Origin of the sequence: Micromonospora sp. DT178 (assembly GCF_049841695.1) — a bacterium.
Taxonomy (GTDB): Bacteria; Actinomycetota; Actinomycetes; order Mycobacteriales; family Micromonosporaceae; genus Micromonospora.
In genome coordinates this window covers 80028-101462 of the sequence record NZ_JBNCKV010000007.1, presented here as the reverse complement: position 1 = coordinate 101462, position 21435 = coordinate 80028, and the positions used below count along the sequence as shown (strand labels likewise).

At 73.4% G+C, this 21435-nt stretch carries 16 protein-coding genes; 8 read left to right on the top strand and 8 right to left on the bottom strand.

Annotated elements, in window-relative coordinates:
- The first annotated feature begins 220 nt into the window (after positions 1–220).
- Genes ACLQ22_RS15380 through ACLQ22_RS15365 form a run of 4 tightly spaced genes read left to right on the top strand, consistent with a single transcriptional unit; the run spans position 221 to position 3390 of the window.
- On the top strand, positions 221–649 hold the full coding sequence (locus tag ACLQ22_RS15380) for a hypothetical protein (RefSeq protein ID WP_425692860.1): 429 nt from the start codon (positions 221–223) through the stop codon (positions 647–649).
- Positions 650–656: 7 nt separating this feature from the next.
- Positions 657–1829 (top strand): hypothetical protein, encoded by a 1173-nt coding sequence (locus tag ACLQ22_RS15375; protein WP_425692859.1) that lies wholly within the window; start codon positions 657–659, stop codon positions 1827–1829.
- A complete protein-coding gene (locus ACLQ22_RS15370) occupies positions 1826–2431 on the top strand; it encodes a hypothetical protein (RefSeq protein WP_425692858.1) in 606 nt (201 codons plus the stop codon). Before ACLQ22_RS15375 ends, ACLQ22_RS15370 begins: the two co-directional genes overlap by 4 nt.
- Positions 2428–3390, top strand: a complete 963-nt coding sequence (locus ACLQ22_RS15365) for a hypothetical protein (RefSeq protein WP_425692857.1) — start codon at positions 2428–2430, stop codon at positions 3388–3390. The genes ACLQ22_RS15370 and ACLQ22_RS15365 overlap by 4 nt, the downstream gene beginning before the upstream one ends.
- Here the strand turns inward: ACLQ22_RS15365 and pglW are convergent.
- The 3 genes from pglW to ACLQ22_RS15350 form a co-directional block, all read right to left on the bottom strand.
- A complete protein-coding gene (gene pglW / locus ACLQ22_RS15360) occupies positions 3340–7731 on the bottom strand; it encodes a BREX system serine/threonine kinase PglW (protein ID WP_425692856.1) in 4392 nt (1463 codons plus the stop codon). The two genes, ACLQ22_RS15365 and pglW, sit on opposite strands and share 51 nt — an antisense overlap.
- Positions 7732–7980: 249 nt before the next feature.
- Positions 7981–8589: a hypothetical protein gene (locus ACLQ22_RS15355; protein ID WP_425692855.1), complete on the bottom strand. Its 609-nt coding sequence runs from the start codon at positions 8587–8589 to the stop codon at positions 7981–7983.
- A 45-nt stretch (positions 8590–8634) separates the two neighbouring features.
- Positions 8635–9192, bottom strand: coding sequence for a restriction endonuclease (locus tag ACLQ22_RS15350; protein WP_425692854.1), 558 nt, complete (start codon positions 9190–9192; stop codon positions 8635–8637).
- Between the two features lie 418 nt (positions 9193–9610).
- On the opposite strand from ACLQ22_RS15350, the gene ACLQ22_RS15345 reads away from it, so the two are divergent.
- Positions 9611–10099 (top strand): hypothetical protein, encoded by a 489-nt coding sequence (locus ACLQ22_RS15345; RefSeq protein WP_425692853.1) that lies wholly within the window; start codon positions 9611–9613, stop codon positions 10097–10099.
- A 171-nt stretch (positions 10100–10270) separates the two neighbouring features.
- Here ACLQ22_RS15345 and ACLQ22_RS15340 read toward each other — a convergent pair whose 3' ends face one another.
- Both ACLQ22_RS15340 and ACLQ22_RS15335 read right to left on the bottom strand, forming a co-directional pair.
- Positions 10271–11896 (bottom strand): ABC transporter permease, encoded by a 1626-nt coding sequence (locus ACLQ22_RS15340; protein WP_425692852.1) that lies wholly within the window; start codon positions 11894–11896, stop codon positions 10271–10273.
- Positions 11893–12861: an ATP-binding cassette domain-containing protein gene (locus ACLQ22_RS15335; RefSeq protein WP_425692851.1), complete on the bottom strand. Its 969-nt coding sequence runs from the start codon at positions 12859–12861 to the stop codon at positions 11893–11895. Before ACLQ22_RS15335 ends, ACLQ22_RS15340 begins: the two co-directional genes overlap by 4 nt.
- Before the next feature lie 107 nt (positions 12862–12968).
- Between ACLQ22_RS15335 and ACLQ22_RS15330 the strand changes: the two genes are divergently transcribed.
- Entirely contained in the window at positions 12969–13733 is a 765-nt protein-coding gene (locus tag ACLQ22_RS15330) for a TetR family transcriptional regulator (protein ID WP_425692850.1), read from the top strand.
- Positions 13734–13824: 91 nt separating this feature from the next.
- On the opposite strand, the gene ACLQ22_RS15325 is transcribed toward ACLQ22_RS15330, so the two are convergent.
- From ACLQ22_RS15325 to ACLQ22_RS15315, 3 genes are all read right to left on the bottom strand, one after another.
- A complete protein-coding gene (locus ACLQ22_RS15325) occupies positions 13825–14682 on the bottom strand; it encodes a hypothetical protein (RefSeq protein WP_425692849.1) in 858 nt (285 codons plus the stop codon).
- A 10-nt stretch (positions 14683–14692) separates the two neighbouring features.
- Complete coding sequence (locus tag ACLQ22_RS15320; RefSeq protein WP_425692848.1) at positions 14693–17011, bottom strand: NACHT domain-containing protein; 2319 nt, start codon at positions 17009–17011, stop codon at positions 14693–14695.
- A 76-nt stretch (positions 17012–17087) separates the two neighbouring features.
- Positions 17088–18881 (bottom strand): ABC transporter ATP-binding protein, encoded by a 1794-nt coding sequence (locus ACLQ22_RS15315; RefSeq protein WP_425693051.1) that lies wholly within the window; start codon positions 18879–18881, stop codon positions 17088–17090.
- Between the two features lie 79 nt (positions 18882–18960).
- On the opposite strand from ACLQ22_RS15315, the gene ACLQ22_RS15310 reads away from it, so the two are divergent.
- Both ACLQ22_RS15310 and ACLQ22_RS15305 read left to right on the top strand, forming a co-directional pair.
- A complete protein-coding gene (locus ACLQ22_RS15310; RefSeq protein WP_425692847.1) occupies positions 18961–19386 on the top strand; it encodes a MarR family winged helix-turn-helix transcriptional regulator in 426 nt (141 codons plus the stop codon).
- Between the two features lie 200 nt (positions 19387–19586).
- Complete coding sequence (locus ACLQ22_RS15305; RefSeq protein ID WP_425692846.1) at positions 19587–21371, top strand: N-acetylglutaminylglutamine amidotransferase; 1785 nt, start codon at positions 19587–19589, stop codon at positions 21369–21371.
- Positions 21372–21435: the final 64 nt, after the last annotated feature.

The window sequence follows — 21435 nt, the reverse complement described above, 5'->3', positions numbered from 1 at the left end:
GGCGGACTGTCGTGATGACGACAGCACGCGGCTCCCACGATCGGCCGCGACACCGACCCTCGCACAAGCGATAGGCGATTTCCCATGGGAAACGACGGCTTTCAACGCCATTGGATCAATAGCGGGAAGGCCCGGCGCATTCTTGACAGACATTTTGGCGTTGGCATACTGGGCGGTGCCCGTTCCCCGCCGTGCGCCATCAGGACAGATACGGTGACCCATGGACGACCTGTCGGCAGCAGGCCTGGCCGCCGCAGCGAGCGCGGCTCTGATCCAGGCCATGGTCTCGGACGTGTGGCTCAACGTGAAGGACCACGCGGCACGCGTCCTCGGTCGCGACGAGACGGAGTTGGTGGCCCGCGCAGACCGGGTCCTGGAGGATTCGCGCGAACGGGTGTTGGCCGCCTCGCCGGACCGCAGAGATACGGCGTCAGCCCTGGAGGCGGCCCGGTGGGAGGGCCGGTTGCAGGCCCGGCTGGAGGAGGACCCGGACTTGGCCGTCGCAATACGGGAGCTGATCGCCGCGGTCCGGGCGGCCGGCGAAGGCGCCGACCAGTCGACCACCGTGCAGCAGAACGTGACCGCCGGACGGGATTCGTACACCGCAGGCCGTGATCTCACCGTGGGTCGCCCCGAACGAACCCCGTGAGTGACGCGTGACCGCGCCCCGGCAGGATGTCAGCGCACACCGTGACGGCTATGTCGCAGGCCGGGACCTGCACCTGCACGTGGCGGGGCAGCAGCTCAGCCTCTATCCAGAGGAACGCTTCGCCGCGCCGCTCACCTACGATCGCGAGCGGCCGATCTTCGTGCAGTACCTGAATCCGGAGATCCGGTCGTGTTACGGCCGCCCGCAGTCGGCCCGTTTCACGGAGACGGATCTGTCCCAGGCGCTGCACGCGACGCGACTGGCCGTGCTCGCCACCGACGAGGAACTGATCCTGCCCGCGTCGTACCTGTTCGAGGTGCCCAGCCTGTCGGTCTTCCTCACCCGGATCCGGTCACTCGTGGTCCGCGGCGTGGTCCACTACTCCTCCCACATCGCCGACCTCGACTCCTACGTGGAGCACAAGGCCGTCGAATACCGCCGCGACGCCCGCAACCCCTACGAGCTGACCCCGCACCGCAGCCTCACCGATGGCCTCGTCTGGCGACCCCGCTACGCGCAGAACACCGCCACCGACATCGGTCAGAGCTGGGGCACCGCGCTACAGCCGGACGGCGAGCTGGCCACGACGGTCGCCAGCATCGCCGGTCGCTGGCCTCCGACGGCCGGTGACGTCGAGACGCACCTGCATGACGTGCCCGAACGGCTCGACGGGCAGGCCTTCATCAGCCGGTTCGTCCGGGCCACGGTGCCGGTGGCCCTGGGAGCCGAGGAACGGGCCAGGATCGACATGTTCCTGTCCCGCGAATACCTCGCCAGTTACCTCCGCGACCTCGACGCCGCCATTGTCGCCGACTTCGACTTCGGCGACTTCTCCTGCGGCATCCGCCAGCTGCGGGCGTCCCTCGCCGACCGCGTGTTGTCCGCCCGCTCGTTCGACCTCGGCCTGCGATGGCTCGGCATCCACGACTTTGTCCACCGCAGCGCCCGCTGGCCCGATCTGCTCTCCCTGCGCTCGACTCCCGAGTTCGGCACCGTCGCTACCGCCACGCAGCATCCGGTGCTCCGCGCCCGGCTCCGCGAGGCGGTGATCCGCGGGCGGAAGCGCATCAGGTTCCAGAACGCCGCGACCATTCAGCAGGCGCTGACCGTGGTGGCCGTCGTCGCCAACAAGCTCGATGTCACGTTGAACCAGACAGATCCCGACCGAAGGGCACGATGATGCTGATTTCCGTTTACTGTTCCGGGTCGATCATCAAGGGCGGAGGCGATCAACAGCGTCTCTGCTGGACGGATGTGGAGCGGGAGGAGGTCGCGGGCGGGGCGGCTCCCTGTGACGTCGTGTTCCTCAATCCGGACGACCCTATTCCCGACGCAGGCAACACGTTGGGTCAGTTCGGCCGGGACATGTACCAGGTGATGGTGGCGACGGCGGTCATCGTCGACGCGCGGGTACGCCGCGGGATCGGCATCGGTGTCGAGATGGCGGCAGCGGTCACGCTGGGAACGCCCGTGGTCGTGGTCGCTCCCCGCAACTCGCAGTACCGCAGTGACGTCCTGGAATATCGCGGCGTGCGGGTGACCGACTACGTGCATCCGCACGTGGCGGCGCTCGCCACCGAGGTGGTCGACGACTTCGCCGCCGCCGGTCGTGCCCTCGTGTCGCTGGCCGACCGACCCAGGGCGGCCCAACCTCGCCCTGCCTGGCTGTCGACCGCACTGAACGAGTACGAGAGCAACGTGCTCGACATCGACACACCGATGCTCGACGCGCTGCGAAGGATCAGGGCCGGCGCGGCGCGAGTGCCCAGCACGACGGCATGATCGCCGACACGGGGTCCAGTGCTATCGAGCCGATCGGCACCAGGACGGGGGTGACCGGTCTCCACCTGGTGCACAACCGGCACCTGGAAACGCTGCTGTTCGACCGTAACCTGACGGGCCTGCCGTTCCGGCGGGCGTGCCTCGCCAGCAGCCGGGAGTTCGTCCGGCACATCCGGGACGAACTCGACGGCGCGGATATCGCCGAGCTGATCGTCCTGAGCAAGGGCCTGGTCTACCAGCTCGCGGAGGCGGTCGCCCTCGAGGCGGGCCGGAACCTGCCGGCGAACCTGGTCTCCACGAGCAGGGTGGCCGTCGCCTCCGACGACGCCACGGTCGAGGTGTCCTACGCGCGGTTCGACGCCGGCGGTTCGACGCTGCTGATCGGCGACACCGTCGCCTCCGGTGCGACGATCGTGGCGGCGCTGCGGGAATACCAGCGGTTCCACCCGGTCCGCCGCCTGTACGTGCTGTCGTACGCCGGCGCCCTGCACGGTGCGGCCCGCATCGCCGACTACTGCGCCAGCAGCGGGATCGAGTGCACCATGCTTTTCGGCCTGGCCGCGTTCGGGCTCGCCGAGAACGGGTTCGACCTGTCCTTCCTGCACCCCGCGACAGTCACCAGGGACGCCTACCGCGAGCGGGCCCGACGGCAGTTCGCCGGCAAGCCCGTCTCGGCCGTCGGGTGGGACTTCGGCTCGCAGGCCATGGCACCGGAGAAGTACCGCCAGCTCTGCTGGGTCGAGGCCGGTTTGTGGGAACTGCACGGCTCACCGGCTCTCGCCGTGGCTCGCAAGCCGGAAGATATGGCAGCCCTCGCGCACGAGGCACCCGCGTACGCGGGCACCACGTTCCAGGCTCCGGGCAACGACGCGGTCCGAGGTGCCGAGGCCATCGTGGACGCTCGTGCGTCAAGCGGTGACTGCGCTGCGGTGGGCGTTGACGACCCAGGCATCCGGTAGGGCGATCCACTCGTTGTCACCCACCCGCACGACCGCACCGTCCAGTTTGGGCAGCAGCGCCGGGTCCTCCATCGGGCAGAGCAGCCACACGTCGCCCGCCCCGCCCCGCGCTGCGTCGGCCAGCTCATAGAGCCGGTCCACCGCCCGGTAGCGCGCCAGCACCGCCGCGTCGTGCAGCAGCACCGGCCCCTCGCCGGCCCGCAGCTCCGCGCGCAGCTCGGGCACGGCGAGCTGCCACGCCTGCTCGGCGTACTCGCCCAGCTTGATCGCCGGCCGAGAATCGGGCGCCGCGATGTCGGCTCTCAGCACCGTCTCCCAGGTCGGTTTCGGGCGCGCGTCGACCAGGGCGTGCAGGTGGTCCAGGAAGCGGGCCGCCACGTTGACCGGCCGGGCGTCGAAGCGCCGGATCAGTTCCTCGCGGGCCGGGGCGTACCGGTTCAGGCGTACCGTCAGAGCCCGGAACCCTCCGGCGGACCTGGCGCCCGTCAGCCGCTCCTCGGCGCGCATCGCCGCCGCCAGCTCGGGTGACTCCGCCGTCCACCGGCTCGGCGCAGCCGTAGCCGACGGACGACGCTGCACGAACGACATCGAGGACGACGCGTTGCGGGGCGGCGGCGGGACGTACCGGTCGCGGTCCCAGCGCAGCTCGAAGCCGGCCTCGGCCAGCAGCCGGTCCAGCTTCGGGTGCGGCGGCAACGGGTCCAGCTCGGGGAAGCGCGCGGTCACCCGGTCTGCCACCTGCGTGGGGGTCAGGCCGCGCCGCTTGTCGGGCCCGGTCGCCGGTGGCACCACACCGGCCTGGGCCAGCCGCAGCGCCCGCACCGGGTCGAGGTCGCGAGGATAGAGCTCCAGCCGCGCGGTCGCGGCGGCCCGCTCCGAGGCCACCGCCGCGAGCAGCACCCGTCGCCGCTCGTCGATCGCGTCGGCCGCCCCGCCGGGCGCGGTCACGGCCGCGAGGGTACGCAGCACCGTCGCCGGGCTGGGCAGCACCTCGCTGGCGGCGAGCCGGTCGGCGGCCTTACCGAGCGCGTCGGCGTAGTCGAGCAGGGCCGGCGCGGCCGGGGTGTCCGGGGCGTCGTCCTCGCCCGCTTCGAGGGCCACCAGCAGCCGCTCGCCGTGCCGGCGCAGCAGCAGGCGCGGCTCGTCGGCGAGGGCGTCGATCTCCACGGCGGCCCGCACCGCGGCGAGCGCCACCGCCCGGCGCAGCGCGTCGCCGGTACGCACCGAACCCCGACTGCCGAGCAGCGCCGTGGCCAGCTCGGGAACGCCCATCACCCGACCACCGTCGCGCAGCAGCTCGATGATCTGCGTACGGACGCTGCCGACGACGGGGATGTCGTGCCAGCGCTTGCGCTGCTTGCCGAGGATCTGCGCGATGCGGGCAGAGCTCACGCCCAGCGCGGTGGCGACCTGCGGCTGCTGCGGCCAGGGCGGCAGCGCCGGCAGCGTGCCGGATTCGTCGGGCAGGTGCAGCAGCAGTCGGGTGCCCTCGATCTCGGTGCCGTTGCGGCCGTTCTTCGCAGGCAGCAGCAGCGTGGCAATCGCGTCCACGCCGACACGTACCAGATCGGCGTCGCCGTGCCCGGCGTCGGTCTCGGTGGCCACCTCGGCGGTGGCCGCCCTGCGGGCGGCGGGGGTGGTGAAGATGGTTTCCCGCTCCCCCAGCCGGCCGCGCCACTCCTTGACCCGGCGCTGCAGCTCCTTGCGGGTCCGCGCGCCGAGGCCGGGGAGGGTGGCGAGCTTGTTCGCCACGGCGAGCAGTTCGCCGACGGTGGTGGCCTCCAGCCGGTGGGCGGCGGAGACGGCGCGCGGGGTGAGGCCGGCGGCCTCCAGCGCGGTGGCCCGGGTCGCCCGGGTCGCGGCCTCGTCGCGGGCCGCCTCGGCGGCCTGCTCGTCCGGCTCGTCGGCCTCGATCTCCGGGTGGTCGGTGCCGACCGGGGCGCTCGCGTCGGAGCGACGGAAAACCTGGTGCCAGGCGTCGCGCATGTCCTTCAGCGAGGCGAACCGCTGCCGGTGGTCGCGGTGCAGGGCCCGTCGGAAGAAGTCGACCAGGTCGTCGCGGATCGCCGGGTCGAACGCCTCCACGGCCAGCACCGGCGGGCCCTCGGTGAGCTGCGGTTCCGTGCCGCCGTCGCCCCAGACCGGCAGCTCGCCCGAGGCCATCTCGTGCAGGGTGACCGCGAGGGCGTACCACTCGGCGTGCTTGTCATAGACCTGCCGGTTGGCGGTGCCGAGGAACGGGTCCAGGTAGCGGGGGGTACCGGCGGCGGTCTCCTTGACCGAGACGCCGGCCAGGGAGAAGTCGAACAGCACCAGCTGGCGGGTGCGGTTGGGGCGGATTCGGATGGCGATGTTGTCGGGCTTGATGTCGCGGTGGTAGACGCCCTCGCCCTCCAGGTAGTCGAGCGCGCCGAAGAGGTAGTGGCTGTAGGTCTCCAACTCGTCGACGGTCAACCGGCCGTCGTCGCGCAGCTTACGTGCCAGCGTCAGTTCGCCGGCGTGCTCCAGCACCACGACGGTGCGGGTGCCGAGCTGCAGCGGCTCGGGCCGAGCCAGCCGGATCACCCGCGAGTCGGTGAGCGGGCCGAGCACCCGCGCCTCGTGCGCGAGCCGGGCGCCCTTCTCGTCGGAGAGGCCGACCTTGAGCACCTCGTCCTTGCCGGTGCGCTCGTTGTGCGCGAGGAACGCGCGGCACGTCGAGCCGGTGCCGAGGCTCTTCCTGATCGTCCACTCGCCGACCCGGTCACCGCCGCGTGCCTCCAGCGGGTCGACCTGCTCGGGCTCCCGTTCCTCCGGGTGCACCGAGCCGGGCGGCGGGGCGGTCAGCTCGTCCTCGACCTCCTGCAGCATCTCGATGAACTCGGCGACGGTGGTGAGTCGCTGCGTCGGCACCGGGGCGGTGGCCGCCTGGATCAGCTCGTCGGCGAACAGGCTGATCCCGTCGGCCACGGCGGTGGCGCGCAGCCCGTTGTCGCGGGCCAACCGGGAAAGCAGCTCGGGGCGCTTCGCCGCCGGCGGCTCGCCGGTCAGGATCAGGTACGCCAGCGCGCCCAGCCCGAAGACGTCCATCGCCACCGCGTCCGGCTTCGGGGCGGTCAGCTCCGGCGCGAGGTACGCCTCGGCGGAGTGCTCGATGTGCGAGGCGGCGTGCGAGGAGTGGGTAACCGGGTCACCGCTGCTGCCGCCAGCGGTGTCGGCACCCCGGGTGGCCGCCTGCCAGTCGCTGACCTGCAACTGCGGCACCAGCCAGGCCTCGTCCTCGCTGCCGCCGCGCCGCCGGCGGCCCGGGCTGACCAGCACGCTGCGGGCCGACAGGGCGCGGTGGTGCAGCCGCCGGCGGTGCGCGTACGCCACCGTCTCGGCGAGCTGACGGATCATGGCGAGCCGGCTCAGCGCGTCGAGGCGGTCGCCGTACTGGGCCATGTAGTGGTCCAGCCGGATGGAGCGGTGGTCGTACCGGAAAATCAGCGCGGGCCCGGCCTCGTGCGACTCCATCGAGTCGACCCGCACGATGCCCGGGTGGTTGATGCCGTGCAGGACGGTCATCTCGCGCTTCGCGGCGCGTTCGATGCTGGCCCGTTCGGACTGCACCGCATTGCGCTCGACCAGATAGATCCGGATCCGCCGGTGCTCCCGCTCCAACTCCCGGTGCCGGGCGTGGTGGTCCTGCCACGTCGGGCCCAGATCGAAGGGTCGGGTGTCCAGCTCCCACGCCCCGATCTGGTAGTGCTTGCGGCTGCGGGCAATGCCGACGGCCTTGAGCAGCTCCGGAAGCGCCGCGGACATCTCCTTGGTGACCCGCTGCCGCTCGTCCTGCGGTGGACGCCGCAACAGCGAGCCGATCGTCGGCAGCGGGCCCGGCTGGTGGCCGGGCGCCGACTCGGGGCCGTGGATGCCGTGCAGGTGGTGCTCGGCAAGGTTGACGATCAGACCCGGCTTGGACAGGAAGACCGCCGCCTGCACGAACGGGATCCTGAGCGGCGGACCCTTACGCTGGCTCGCCGCTACCTGGAGCAGGGACTTGATCTTCTTGGCCTTGGCGTCGGCGAGGTGCAGCGGGTTATCGAACGTGCGGGTGCTGTTCGGGCCGTACAAGATCCAGTTGGAGCCGCTGGAGGTCAGCCGGCCGGCCAGGCTCTTGATCTCGATGAGGTAGAGCCCGCCCGGGCCCGCCACCAACAGATCGACCTCGTACGGGTGGCCGGTCTGCGCGGTGAAGGTGAAGTTAGACCAGGCACGGTAGGGCTCGGTGTCGGGCAGCAGCGCTTGGACGTGCGCCAGCGCCTCCCGCTCGTGCGCGAACTGCGACGGCGTGATCGTCGTCCACCGGCCCTCCTGCATGCCAAAGATCCTAGGCCCAGGTGACCCGCCCCCTGGACCCCCACCAGTTGATCTACAGTCGTGGCGCATGACGCCGTGCAGCGCTTGGGGAGGTACGCCGGTGGGCGTCGAGGTGGCTCGTTTCCACGTGGAAACCGGACCGGCTCCGTTGTTCGCCCGCGTTCACCGGGTGCTGGCCGGCGTACGGCGGCTGCGGTTGCACGGGGCACACCACGCGGAGCGCGTCGCCGGCCAGGACGCTCCCGATCGCTACGCACCGCCTCCGGTTGCCTCGGCCGGAGGCCACGCCTCCGGGGTCTGTCGTGACGCTCTGCTCGCCCGGATCTCGTCCAGCCTTCCCTCCAGCATCATGGCCTGGGCGACTGAACCGCCGCTGACCCCGAGGCCGCCGCGGGCCGCGCGGTAGAAGAGATCCCGCGCCTCGTTCGCCCGGTGCAGCAGATCGGCGGGGTCGTCCCCCACGGTGAGTTCGCGGGCCGCCCGCTCGATCCCCCACACGGCGTCCCGCCAGGTGCGCGCCGCCGACACCGTCGAGGCGTCCCCAAGCAGCAGGAGGCTCTCCCAGGCCAAGGTGTGCCGGACGTCGGCCTCAGCCAACCGGGTGAGCCCTTCCTCCCGGTCTATGCGGTGCGAGCGCGAGTGGGGTCGCTCACTGGTGAGCATGCGCACGGCGACGGCGTGGATCTCCTTGACCACCCGCGCGAACTCGACGTACGCGTCGAGCCGCCGGTCATCCCAGCGAACGGACTGGTTCCGCTTCCAGCGGTTTCGATCGGCGACGGAGGTGGCGACGATCGTGCCGATGGTCCCGATCAACACGCCGATGAGCGCGGGCAACTGCGCGGCGACACTTCCCATGACAGCGAGCCTGCCAGCCGGCGGCAACCCGAGCCGCCCACCGGGTCACCTGCCGCGCAGGCTCGACGGCGGCGTGCCCGTCCAGGCCCACGTCTCCAGCACCCGCCGGTCGACCAGGACGATGCCGAGCTGCCGGGCGAGACGCACGCCGTCACCGGCGGTGAAGAACCCGTTGGTGACGATCACGCACAGCTCACCGCCGTGCACCTCCCGACAGGTGCCGGCGAAGCGCTGGATGGCGGCGCTGCCGACCCGGTTCGTCAGGCTCTGCCGCTTGCACTGCACGACGACACGCCGTCCGTCCGGGGCGATCGCCGTGACGTCGGCACCCCGGTCCCTGGAGCCCCCTCGGACCTGGACGTGCCGGAATCCGGACGCCTCCAGCAGCCTGGCGAACCACTGCTCGAACTCGGACCCGGTCATCCCGTCGGTCACCGCGACCGCCCGGTCGCGCTCGGCCTGCTCGGCCCGCTGGCGTGCCCGCTGCTTCGCCCTGGCCGACACCACGGCGACGGCACTCGCGACGACAACCAGGACCAGGGCGGCCGACCAGTACGGGTACCGCCGGACGAAGTCGACGATCAGCACGACCGCAACGAACACGGCCAATCCCCCAAGGCCGAGACCCCAGCCGTTTCCCGAGCCGCCTCCGGAACGACCACGCCGCGCGGGTCTTCCACCGCCGGCAGGCCGCCGCCTGCGGTAGTGCCCCCGCACCCGGGCTCCGTTCCGGCGGACGTGGGGTTTCACGTACGGCATGCGGCACCTCCGAAGGGTGGGGAACCCAGCTTCCCGCCCCGGTACGACACACACGGGGCACGCATGTCGATACTGTCAGCTACCCGTCACTTCGGAGACGGCCGACGCTCCCATCCGCGCCAGCCGGTCGTCCCGCCGAGCGGGCCCGGCCGCTGCTACGGCTCCCACCTTCTTCGCAGGGCTTGACCCTCGAGTTCGTCGAGTCTCCAGCATGTGTCGCGAGGACCAACGGCCGGTCACCGGCCCGACCATGAGGAGCACCATGGATCCGAACGACACCGACGAGGTCATGGCGGACATCGGCCGCGCCTTGGAATTGGGCCGGGCCGGCGACCAGGCCACCGCCCGCGACGCCCTCACCGAACTCTGGCACCGGGTCGGTGACACCGGGGACGCCCTGCACCGCTGCACTATCGCGCACCACCTGGCCGACCTTCAGGATTCCGTCGCGGAAGAGTTGCGGTGGGACCGCCGTGCGCTGGCCGCCGTCGCCGACCTCAGCGACGCACGCGTCCAGCGGCACCATGCCTCGTTGCAGGTCCGCGCCTTCCTGCCGTCCCTGCACCTCAATCTCGCCGACGGGTACCGCCGTGCCGGCGACGGCGAGCGCGCCCGGCACCATGTGACGGTCGCGGCGCCGCTCGCCGCCGAACTGCCCGACGACGGGTACGGCGAGATGATCCGCGACGCGATCGCGCGGGTGACCGGGCTGCTCGACACCGGATCGCGGGAGCCCCTCGCCGCACCGTGACATAACCCCACTGGAGCAGCTCGGCCCCGGCCTCGCCCGGCGCCGCACACGCGACCCTCACGGTCCCACGAAAGTCGGGGCTGTCAGTTGCCCCCAGCCGCCCTCCACAGGTGTTAGGAAGGACCCTTGTACTACAGAATGCGTTAACAAGGGGCCCTTCCTTACACCAAGTCAGCTGGGGATGTCGCGACGGCGGAAGGCGGCCAGGCCGGCCGCGAGCAGCGCCGCCGCGACCGCCGTCAGCACGACCAGCGGCAGCGCCGCCGGGTCGACCGCCGGCGCCGACGGCACGTGGGTGTACGGCGACAGGTTCAGCGCCGCCTGCGGCAGGTCGAGCACCGCGCCCAGCTGCCCGAGCAGCAGGAACGCGATCAGCGCCGCCCAGGACAGCGCCACCGACCAGCGGGGCAGCAGACCGAACAGCGCCGTCACCACCCCGGCAACCACCAACAGGGCCGGCAGCCGTACCAGCGCCGCCCCGCCCAGCTCGACGGCCCGGCCGAGGGGGTCGCCGGCGACAAGGCCGTAGCCGAGGCCGGTGGTGAGCCCGCCCAGCAGCACCAGGGCGAGCGCACCGAGCGTCGCCGCGACCACCTGCGTGGTCAGCCAGCGGGTGCGGCCGACCGCCGTGGCCAGCACCGCCTCCAGCAGCCCGTCGGTCTCGTCGCCGCGCGTGCGCAACAGCGCCTGCACGACGTACGCCCCGATGGTCAGCGCGAACAGCCCCAGCATCGCCGCCAGGTACGCGTCGATCAGCCGCGCGCCGCCGCCCATGGCGCTGATCGCCTCGGCGGCGGCCGGGTTCTCCTCGATCATGGCGTTGAACTCGTCGCCGGCGATGCCCATCGAGAACCCGAGCACCGCCACCCCGACCGCCCAGCCGAGCAGCGTGCCACGCTGCAACCGCCAGGCCAGTCCGGCGGGGCTGAGCAGCCCGGGTGCGGCCGTGGCCGGTCCGCGCCGGGGCGCGACGAGCCCGGCCCCGATGTCCCGCCGCTCGGCGAGGGCGTAGGCCGCCACCACCCCGGCGACCAGCAGCGCGACGGGCAGCGCCAGCACCCACCAGCGTTCGCCGCCGAAGGCGCGGACCTGGTTGCCCCAGCCGAGCGGCGAGAGCCAGGACGGCCAGGCGCTGACCACCCGCAGCCCGCCGTCGGTCTGCTCGCCCAGCACGTCTCCCGCCGCGCGGAGCAGGAAGGCGATGCCGACGGCGGCGGCGGCGAGCGCGTTGGCGCCCCGGGAGGTGACCGACAGTTGGGCGGTGACGGCGGCGACGCCGGTGAACGCCACCCCGACGCCGCCGACCGCGGCGGCCGCGGCAACGGACCCGGCGAGCGGCAGTCCGGCGCCGGCCAGGGCGGCGGCGAGCAGGGCGGTGGCGGCCACGTTCGCCGCGACGACCACCAGCAGGGCGGCGGTGAGCAGCGCGTACCGGCCGACGACGGAGGCGCCGAGCAGCTCCGCCCGGCCGGTCTCCTCGTTCTGCCGGGTGTGCCGGACCACCGCGAAGGTGCTCAGCAGCGCGGCGAGCAGGGCCAGCGTCACGTACGTCTCGGCGACCACCACCGCGCCGAGGTCGGTGCCGGCGATCGGCCCGTTGAACGCGCGGGCGACGAGGCTGGACGCCGACGTGCTGGCGTAGCCGACCCGGGACGCCTCGTCCGGGTAGAACTCCTTGACGCTGCCGGCGAGGGCGTAGCCGAGCAGGGGCGTGCCGAGCACCCAGATCGCCAGCCGGACCCGGTCGCGGCGCAGCACGAGGCGGGCGAGCCGCCCGGTGCCGGTGAACGCGCTCACCGGGCACCCGCCGGCCGCTCGGCGCCCGGGCTGCGGCCGTCGGTGGGACCCGCCACCGGCGCGGAGGGCCCGGCAACGGCGGCGCGCTCGTCGCCGTAGTGGCGCAGGAACAGCTCCTCCAGGGTGGGCGGGGCGCTGGTCAGCGCGCGGACGCCGAAGCGCACGAGGTGCCCGAGCAGCTCGTCGAGGTGGGCGGGCTCGACCTCCAGGTGGGTGCGCCCGTCGACCTCGCGCACGTCGTGGACGCCGGGCAGGGCGTCCAGGCCGGTCGCCGGCCGGGCCGTCTCGACCGTCACGGCCGTACGGGTGAGGTGGCGCAGCTCGGTGAGGGTGCCGGACTCGACGGTGCGGCCCTCGCGGATGATGCTGACCCGGTCGCAGAGCGCCTCGACCTCGGCCAGCACGTGGCTGGAGAGCAGGACGGTGGCGCCGTCGCGCTTGAGCTGGCGGACCTCGTCCTGGAACACGGCCTCCATCAGCGGGTCGAGCCCGGAGGTCGGCTCGTCGAGCACGTAGAGCTCGACGTCCGAGGCGAAGGCCGCGACGATGGCGACCTTCTGCCGGTTGCCCTTCGAATAGGTGCGGCACTTGCGCGTCGGGTCGAGGTCGAAGCGCTCCAGCAGGTCGTCACGGCGGCGCCGGTCGAGGCCGCCGCGCAACTGGCCGAACAGGTCGATCGCCTCGCCACCGGAGAGGTTCGGCCACAGGTTCACGTCGCCGGGCACGTACGCCAGGCGGCGGTGCAGGGCCACCGCGTCGCGCCACGGGTCGGCGTCGAACACCCGCACGTCGCCCGCGTCGCGGCGCAGCAGGCCGAGCAGGATACGGATGGTGGTGGACTTGCCGGAGCCGTTGGGCCCGAGGAAGCCGTGCACCTCCCCGGCCCCGACCTTCAGGTCGAGCCCGTCGAGCGCGCGGACGCTGCCGAACGTCTTGACCAGGTCGTCGATGGAGATGACGGACATGACCCCTCCTGCCGCTGGCGGTGCCGACGAACCCACTGTACTGACCGGTGGTCAGTCAAATCAACAGTGTCGCCTCCCACCGGTCAGGCGCGGCTAGGCTTGCCGCCATGACCGTCGAGGCGCCCGACGACACGCGTACCCGGATCCTGCGCGCCGCGCTCGACCTGTTCGCCGAGCACGGCTACCAGCGCACCTCGCTGCGCCAGATCGCCGAACGGCTGCGGCTGACCAAGGCCGCCATCCTCTACCACTTCCCCGCCAAGGAGCACCTGCTCGCGGCCCTGGTCGAGCCGCTGGTCGCCGACCTGGAGGCGCTGCTCGACGCGGCCGAGGCAGGGCCGGCCGAACGGGCCCGCTGGACGGTGCTGGAGGGCTGGGTGGACACCATCCTGGGCCACCGCCGCCCGCTCGGCATGCTCTTCCACGACATCGCGCTCGTCGGCCGGGGCGACACCTACCACCGCCTGATGCGGATCGCGATGCGGGCCAACGACCTGATCGCCGGGCCTGACGCCGGGCGCCGGGAGCGGGTCCGGGCGGTGCAGGCGGTCGCCGCGTGCAGCGACCCGGTCGTCTTCTTTACCGACATTCCGGTCGAGGTGCTGCGGGCCGACATGCTCGACGGCGTACGCCAACTGCTCGGCGACCCGCCGGAGGACCTCCCGACCGGGGACTTCGGCGCGGCCACGGGCGGCGACGCCCCGCGGGGCCGACGGCGACCGGGGCGGCCGCAGGCGATGGGCCCGGAGCAGGTCGAGGCGGCCCGGCGGATGTACGCCGAGGGCCGCCAGTCGGCCGACGAGATCGCCGCCGCGCTAGGGGTCTCGCGGGCCACCGTCTACCGTCACCTCGACCCCGCGTCGAGACGATAATGAGACGGTTTACGAGACAGTTGTGAGACGCTACGGCCGCGCCGCCGAAGCCACCGTCGACGACGCGCCCGAAGTGCTGGGCCGGTCGCGCTCAGCCGTCGTGCCACATGGGCGCGCCGCGCCGCACCGTCCGGGCCACGATCTCCGGGGCGTCCAGCACGTCGACGAGCCGGCGGGTCGCGGCCACCCCGAGGGCCCCCAGTGTCGGATGGCCGATCATCGCGTGGCACGCCTGCAGTCCGATCTCCGCCACCTCCCGCCTGGTCAGCTGGATCCCCCGCCCGCGGGCCCGTTGCGCGGCGAGCGCGGCGCGGACCCGGTCGCGCAGCTCCGTCCGCTCGTCGACGACCCGCAGCATCACCGCCACCGACCATCCCCAGGTCTGCGCGAGCACCAGCGGGTCGGTCCGGTCCTCGCGGTCGTCCGCCAGTAGCAGTTGCGCGTGACAGACGGCGAGGACCGAGGCGACGTCCCCGCCGTCGTCCCGGTCCCCGCCATCGTCCGTGGCAGTGTCGCCGGCCGCGTCCGCGTCCCGGCTCCTGTCGGCGTCGGCGTCGGCGTTGGCGTTGGCGTTGGCGTTGGCGTTGGCGTCGAGGATCATCCGGGCCAGCAGCCCCGCGCCGACGGGCGTCGCGCATCCCGCGCCGGCGCTCGCCGCCTCAACCAGTCGCTCCAGGTGCTCCCGGGCGGCCGCCACCTCCCCCTCGGCGTAGCGGACGACCGCCAGGAACTCCCTCGTCGCGGCCAACGGCCGGCCCGCCTGGTCCTCGGCGCGGATCAACTCGTCGCAGGCGGCGCGCAACTCGGGCAGCGACGCCCTGGCGGCGACCAGCTCGGCGACCCGTCCACGCCGCTCGGACAGCGGTGACCCCGCCGGGGGCGTGAGGGGCGTCGGCACCGGCTCCAGCAGCTCCGCCAGCCGACCCCACTCCCGGGCCGCGGCGCCCACCAGCAACGCCTTACGCAGCGACGTCAGCGTGAGGTCGTCGGCCGGCCCGACGCCCGCAGCGCGGGCCCGCGTGACGGCCGCGAAGACGCCAAGCGCCTCCGTCCAGTATCCGGCCCGGGCCAGTTCGACACCGAACTCCTCGCGCAGCCTGCTCCCCCGTCGCCCGGCCAGCGAGCCGGCAGCCAGCCGGCCCTGAACGCGGCCGTGTCGGAACCGGTACGCGCCGGCGCCGTGCCGTACCAGGCCGACCGTCTCGGCGTGCTCCAGGAACGCCAGCAGCCCGGTGCGGCAGGTGCCCGCGCGCCGCGAGCACCATCCGGGCCACGCCGAACTGGACCCACGCGCCACCCCCACGCGCCAGCGTCCACCAGCCCAACCCCAGGCCCACCCCGGCGTACGCGACGGCCGGCAGCGGCGGCGTCCGGGGCAGCAGGCCGGTCACCCAGAGCGCCGCGACACCGGCCAGTACGCCGACGAGCGCGGTGGCGACGGCCGGCAGCACCGACGCGACCGTCGCCGCGCGGTCGGCCCGGACGGTCTCGACCGCGCCGGTCGCCCCGAGTTCCGCGGCCGGGGCCGCGAAGTCGACGCGTAGGGCGGACCGGAGCGCGACGACGACGCACCAGACGACGCCGAGCACCACGCCGGCGCGTGTTTCCACCGGCCAGCCCGTGAGCCCGGGCAGCCGGTCCAGCTCGGCGACGAGCGCGGACGGCGGGGTGGACAGCCACAGCGCGAGCCAGGTCAGCATGCCCCAGAACACGCCCCGGACCAGCCCGTCGAGCGTGCCCTCGCGAAGCGCGCCCCACCCGCCGACGAAGACCACCCGGGTCGGCCGCGGGGCCGGCCCCCGGGCGCCACCGCGTAGCGCGGCGGCCCCTACGGCCACGGCGGCGGCCGCGACCGCGAGATCCCCCGGGTGGTCCGCGAGGGCGGTGAGCAGCTCGGCGGTCCGCTGGTCGGTGACCATTGCGGCCACCGACCTGAGCCCGTCCCCGGCGAGGGCGAGGGTCACCCAGACCGCCAGTCCGGTCCGCAGACCGTCGACGGCCGCCCAGAACAGTCGGGGCAGCGCGGTCGGCAGCTGCCACCAGCGGAACTCGCGGACGTCCAGCGACTCCAGGTACGCGGCCAGGAAGGCCAGGTACCGACGGGCCGTCGCCGGCTCCCACCGACGCAGCCCCTGCGCGCCCCGCCGGGACCGCAGCGCGGCGTCGACCGCGCGGGACAACAGCTCGTCCTCCACGGAGCTGCGGCCCCGACTGGCCGCCAGCGGCACGAGGTCGCGCGGATCGGTGCCGGGCTGGTCGAACGCGCTGCGCGCCATCGCCACCATCAGCGGCGTGGACAGCGCCGCGCTCAGCTCCGCGTCACTGCCGATCCGCGCCGCCACGGTCGACCAGCCCTCGGCCTGGTGCAGGGGCGCGGCGTCGACGAGGTACTCCGCCACGTCGTCCGGGGGCAACGGGTCGATGACCACCACGGCGGCACCGCGCACCTTCTCGCCCTGGGCGAGGTACTTCTCGTAGACGGAGGTGCGGCAGGTCAGCACGAAACGCTGCGTCGACAGCTGGTTGAGCTCCTCCAGGCAGCCGGTCAGCTGCTCCTCGGGCACCTCGTCCAGCCCGTCGAGGACCGGTACGACGAGGTCCGTCTCCACCAGGTCCCGCAGCACCGCTACCCGGCGCGGATGGCTGGGTGCGAGCGGCGTGTACCGCCGGGCGAGCCGGTCCACCAGCCAGTCGTGGAACGTCTCGGCGGTCGGGTCCCAGGACCCGACGGGCAGCAGTACGGGTACGGGCGCGTCTGCGTCCCGGTGCGGCGGCAGCTCCCGAGCCATCCGCAGCGCGATGATCGACTTTCCGGAGCCGGGCGGACCCAGCACCAGCAGGCGGCCGGACGGGATGCTCCGGTAGCGGCTCCACAGCGTCCCGTGGCGACCGGACAGGTCCATTGGGCCGGCGTCGCTGGACCGGCCGATGGCGCGCCACGAGGGCAACAGCCGCGCCGTCGCCGTGCGCCAGGTCACCGGGAGCGGGTAGGGCTCGTCGACTGCCCGCAGCAGGGCCTCGTCGGTCGGCTCGCGGCGGACCAGTTCGAGCAGCTCGTCGGCCGCCGCCCGGCGGTGCACCGCCGCCGCCCCCGAGTCCGCCTGCCGGCTGGTGAGGGTCTGGTCGAGAACGACGTAGACGCCGATGAACCCGGCGACCACGCCCCACGTCCAGTTGACCTTCTCGAAGTCGTACCGCAGCCAGACCCAGGCCGTCCCGCTCGCTGCGAGGGCCGCCACGACGACGAGCAGGCCCCATCTCCACCCCCGACGCTGCACCGGATGATTGTGGTCGTCCGTGCGTCGGTCCGGCAGCCCCGGAACGGTTGGCCGCCGCCGGTGGCGCCGGCCATCGTCAGGCGGCGAGGGTGGCGTAGCGGCCGGCGCGCTCCACCAGGCTGTCGTGGCTGCCGGACTCCACGATCCGGCCGTGGTCGAGCACGGCGATCCGGTCCGCGTCGCGCACCGTGGAGAGCCGGTGCGCGATGGTGATGGTGGTGCGACCCCGGGCCACCTCGTCGAACGCCCGCTGCACGGCGCGCTCGGTCTCGGTGTCCAGTGCGCTCGTGGCCTCGTCGAGGATCAGGATGCGTGGGTCGCGCAGCAGCGTACGGGCGATCGCGAGGCGCTGCTTCTCGCCGCCCGAGAAGCGGTGTCCCCGCGAGCCGACGACGGTGTCGTACCCGTCGGGCAGCCCGGCGATCAGGTCGTGGATCTGGGCGGCCCGGGCGGCGGCCTCGATCTCGGCGTCGGTGGCGTCCGGGCGGGCGTAGCGCAGGTTCTCCCGCACGGTGGTGTGCAGCAGGTACGTCTCCTGACTGACCACGCCGACGATCGCGGCGAGGTCGGCCAGGCGCAGGTCGCGCAGGTCGACGCCGTCGACGGTGATCCGGCCGCTCGTCGGGTCGTGCAGCCGGCTGACCAGCGCGGCCAGGGTGCTCTTGCCGGAGCCGGTCTCGCCGACGAGCGCCAGCCCGGTGCCGGCCGGCACGTCGAGGGTGATCCCGGCGACGGCGGCGGTGTCGCTGCCCGGGTAGCGGAAGGTGACGTCGGTCAGGCGCAGCTCGCCCCGGATCCGGCGCGGGTCGACGGCGACCGGCTCGGCGGGGTCGTCCACCTCGACCGGCAGGTCCAGGTACTCGAAGATCCGGGCGAACAGCGCCAGCGAGGCGGTCACCGAGACGCCCACGTTGAGCAGGCCCATCAGGGGGCGGAACAGCCCGCCCTGCAACGCGGTGAAGGCGACCAGGGTGCCGATGCTGAGCGTGCCGGCGGCGCCGGGCAGGCCGGCGCTGAGGTAGATGACAGCCGGGATGGCGGCGAAGACGACGCTCATGGTGGCCATCCGCCAGCGGCCGGCGAGTTCGGAGCGCAGTTCCAGGTCGACCAGGCGGTCCGACGAGGCGGCGAAGCGCGCGGCCAGGGCGGGGCCGGTGCCGAGGGTCTTGGCCAGGTGTACGCCGCTGACCGACAGCCCCTCCTCGACGGTGACGTTCAGGTCGGCGAGTTCGCGCTGGCGCTGGGCGGTGATCTCGCGGCGTAGCTGGGCGACCCGGCGGGTCAGCCAGACGGCCGGCGGCAGCACGACGAGGGAGACCAGGGAGAGCCGCCAGGAGAGCGCGACCATCGCCGCCGCCGTGGCGACCACGGTGGTCAGGTTGGCCGCGATCGAGGTGGCGGTCGAGGTGACCACGCTCTGCATGCCGCCGATGTCGTTGGTGATGCGGGACTGCACCTCGCCGGTGCGGGTGCGGGTGAAGAACGACAGTGACTGCCGTTGCAGGTGGGTGAAGACGTCGGTGCGCAGCCGGTGCATGACCTGCTGGCCGACCCGGGTGGAGATCCAGGTCTGCGCCACGCCGAGCACCGAGGTCACGGCGGCGACGGCGACCATGCCGGCGACCAGCGCGCCGAGCAGGGCCAGGTCGCGCTCCGGCAGGGCCCGGTCGATCACGGCGCGCAGCAGGAAGGGCGAGGCCATGGCGAGCACCGAGGAGACCACGATGATCGCGGTGACGGTGGCGAGCGCCGCCCGGTGCCGGGCGAACAGGGCGCCGATGCGCCGCAGGGACACCTGGCGGGCCTGCGCCTTCTCGGCGGCGCTGACCTTGCGGGGGCCGCGGTCGCGGCCGGAGGGGACGAGTTCCAAGGGATACTTCCTCACGTCGGATATGCTGAGGTTACCTCAACATGAGGGAGCAACAGCTTCCGCTGCTACGGTATTCCCCGTGACGGCAGACACCGACAGCACCGAGGACGGCCTGGCCGAGGCGTTCCGGGCGGTGACCCGGCGGCTGCGCCACCGCACCGGCGAGGCGCTCGCGCCCTGGGACGTGACGCCCGGCCAGTCCCGGGCCCTCGGCGTGCTGCTCCGGCACGGCGCGTTGCGGCTCAGCGCGCTCGCCGAGCACCTACGCATCGCCCCGCGCTCCGCCACCGAGGTCGTGGACGACCTCGAGGCGCGCGGGCTCGTGCGGCGCCGGCCCGATCCGGCGGACCGGCGCGCCACCCTGGTCACGCCGACCGAGGAGGGCACGCGTGCCGGCGCCGCCATCCACGCCGCCCGCCGGGCCGCCGCCGAGGAGCTGTTCGGCCGCCTCGCACCCGCCGACCGGGCTCAGCTCGCCCGCATCCTGCGTACGCTGCGCGACTGACCGGCCGCCCACCGCCCGGCGCCCGCCGACGCCCGCGACCGGGCACCGCCGGGGTTTGCCGCTCCCGGCGGCGGGTAGCCCAGCCACCCGTCCTGCCGACGGGACCGGGCTCCCGCGAGCGGGCGGCCCGGCACACCTGCGACGCCGACAGGAGTGATCACGGTGGGTCGGATGCCCGGCAAGCCCGGTGACCGCTGACGATGTGCGGCATCAGCGGCGAGGCGAGGTTCGACGGATCGACGCCGGACGCCGACGCGGTGACCCGGATGACCGAGGCGATGCGGTCCCGGGGCCCCGACGGCGAGGGCCTCTTCGACGACGGCTGGGTGACCCTCGGGCACCGCCGGCTCACCGTCATCGACCTCACCGAGGCCGGCTCCCAGCCCATGGTCCGCGACGACCTGGGGCTGGCGCTGGTCTTCAACGGCTGCGTCTACAACTACCCGCAGCTGCGCCAGGAACTGCGGGACGCCGGGCACACGTTCCACTCCACCAGCGACACCGAGGTGATCCTGGTCGCGTACGCGCAGTGGGGCGAGCACTTCGTCGACCACCTGGTCGGCATGTTCGCCGTCGTGCTGGTGGACCGCCGGCGGCACCGGCTCGTGCTGGCCCGCGACCGGCTCGGGATAAAGCCGCTCTACCTCGCCGAGTCGCCCGGTCGGCTACGGTTCGCCTCCACGCTGCCGGCGCTGCTGGCCGCCGGCGACGTGGACACCACGATCGACCCGGTGGCGCTGCACCACTACCTCTCCTGGCACTCCATCGTGCCGGCGCCCCGCACCGTCCTGCGCGGCATCCGCAAGCTCCCCCCGGCCACCGTGCGCGTCGTCGAGGCCGACGGGCGCAGCCGTCAGCACGTGTACTGGCGGCCCGACTACGCCCGGGACCCCGCCCACGCCGGCATGGACGCCGGGGACTGGCGGGCCGCCGTCGGGGAGGCGCTGCGCGAAGCCGTACGCCGGCGGCTCGTCGCCGACGTGCCCGTCGGCGTGCTGCTCTCCGGCGGCCTCGACTCCAGCATGATCGTGGCGCTGCTCGCCGAGGCCGGGCAGCAGCACCTGCGGACCTTCAGCATCGGCTTCGACAGCCGGGGCGGCGAGGCAGGCGACGAGTTCCACTACTCCGACCTGGTCGCCCGCGCCTTCGGCACCGACCACCACCGCATCCGGCTCGCCGACGACGACCTGGTCCCGGCGGTACGCCGCACCGTCCACGCCATGACCGAGCCGATGGGCAGCCACGACGTGGTCGCCTTCCACCTGCTCTCGGAGCAGGTCGCCCGCCACGTCAAGGTGGCCCAGTCCGGCCAGGGCGCCGACGAGGTCTTCGCCGGCTACGGCTACCACCAGCCCCTCGCGCGGGCGCCCCGCGACGACGCGGCCGCGGCCTTCGCCGACGCGTTCTTCGACCGGGACCACGCCGAGCTGAGCCGGGTGGTCGACCCGGCGTACGCCTGCGACCGCGACGCCAGCCGCGAGCTGCTCGCGGCGGACCTGGCCGCGCCGGGCGCGGAGACGGCGCTGGACGCCGTGCTGCGCCTGGACACGCACCTGATGCTCCCCGACGACCCGGTCAAGCGGGTGGACAGCATGAGCATGGCGTGGGGGTTGGAGGTGCGCACCCCGTTCCTGGACCAGGACCTGGTCGCCCTGGCGGCGGCCTGCCCGCCCGAGCACAAGGTGGCCGACGGCGGCAAGGGCGTGCTCAAGGAGGTGGCCCGCCAGGTGCTGCCCGCCGAGGTGGTCGACCGGCCGAAGGGCTACTTCCCGGTGCCGGCGCTGCGCAACGTCGACGGGCCGGTACGGCAGCTCGTCACCGAGGCCCTCGCCGCACCCGCCGCCCGCGAGCGCGGCCTGTTCCGCCGCGAGTACGTCGACGAACTGCTCGCCGAGCCGGACCGGGCGCAGGCCGCCGCCGGCAGCAACAAGCTGTGGCAGCTCGGCCTGCTGGAACTCTGGCTCCAGTCCCACGACATCCGCTGACCGGGCGCGGCCGGGCGCAGCCGGGCATCCCGCCTGGCGCGGGTCAGGCGGCGCGGGTCAGGCG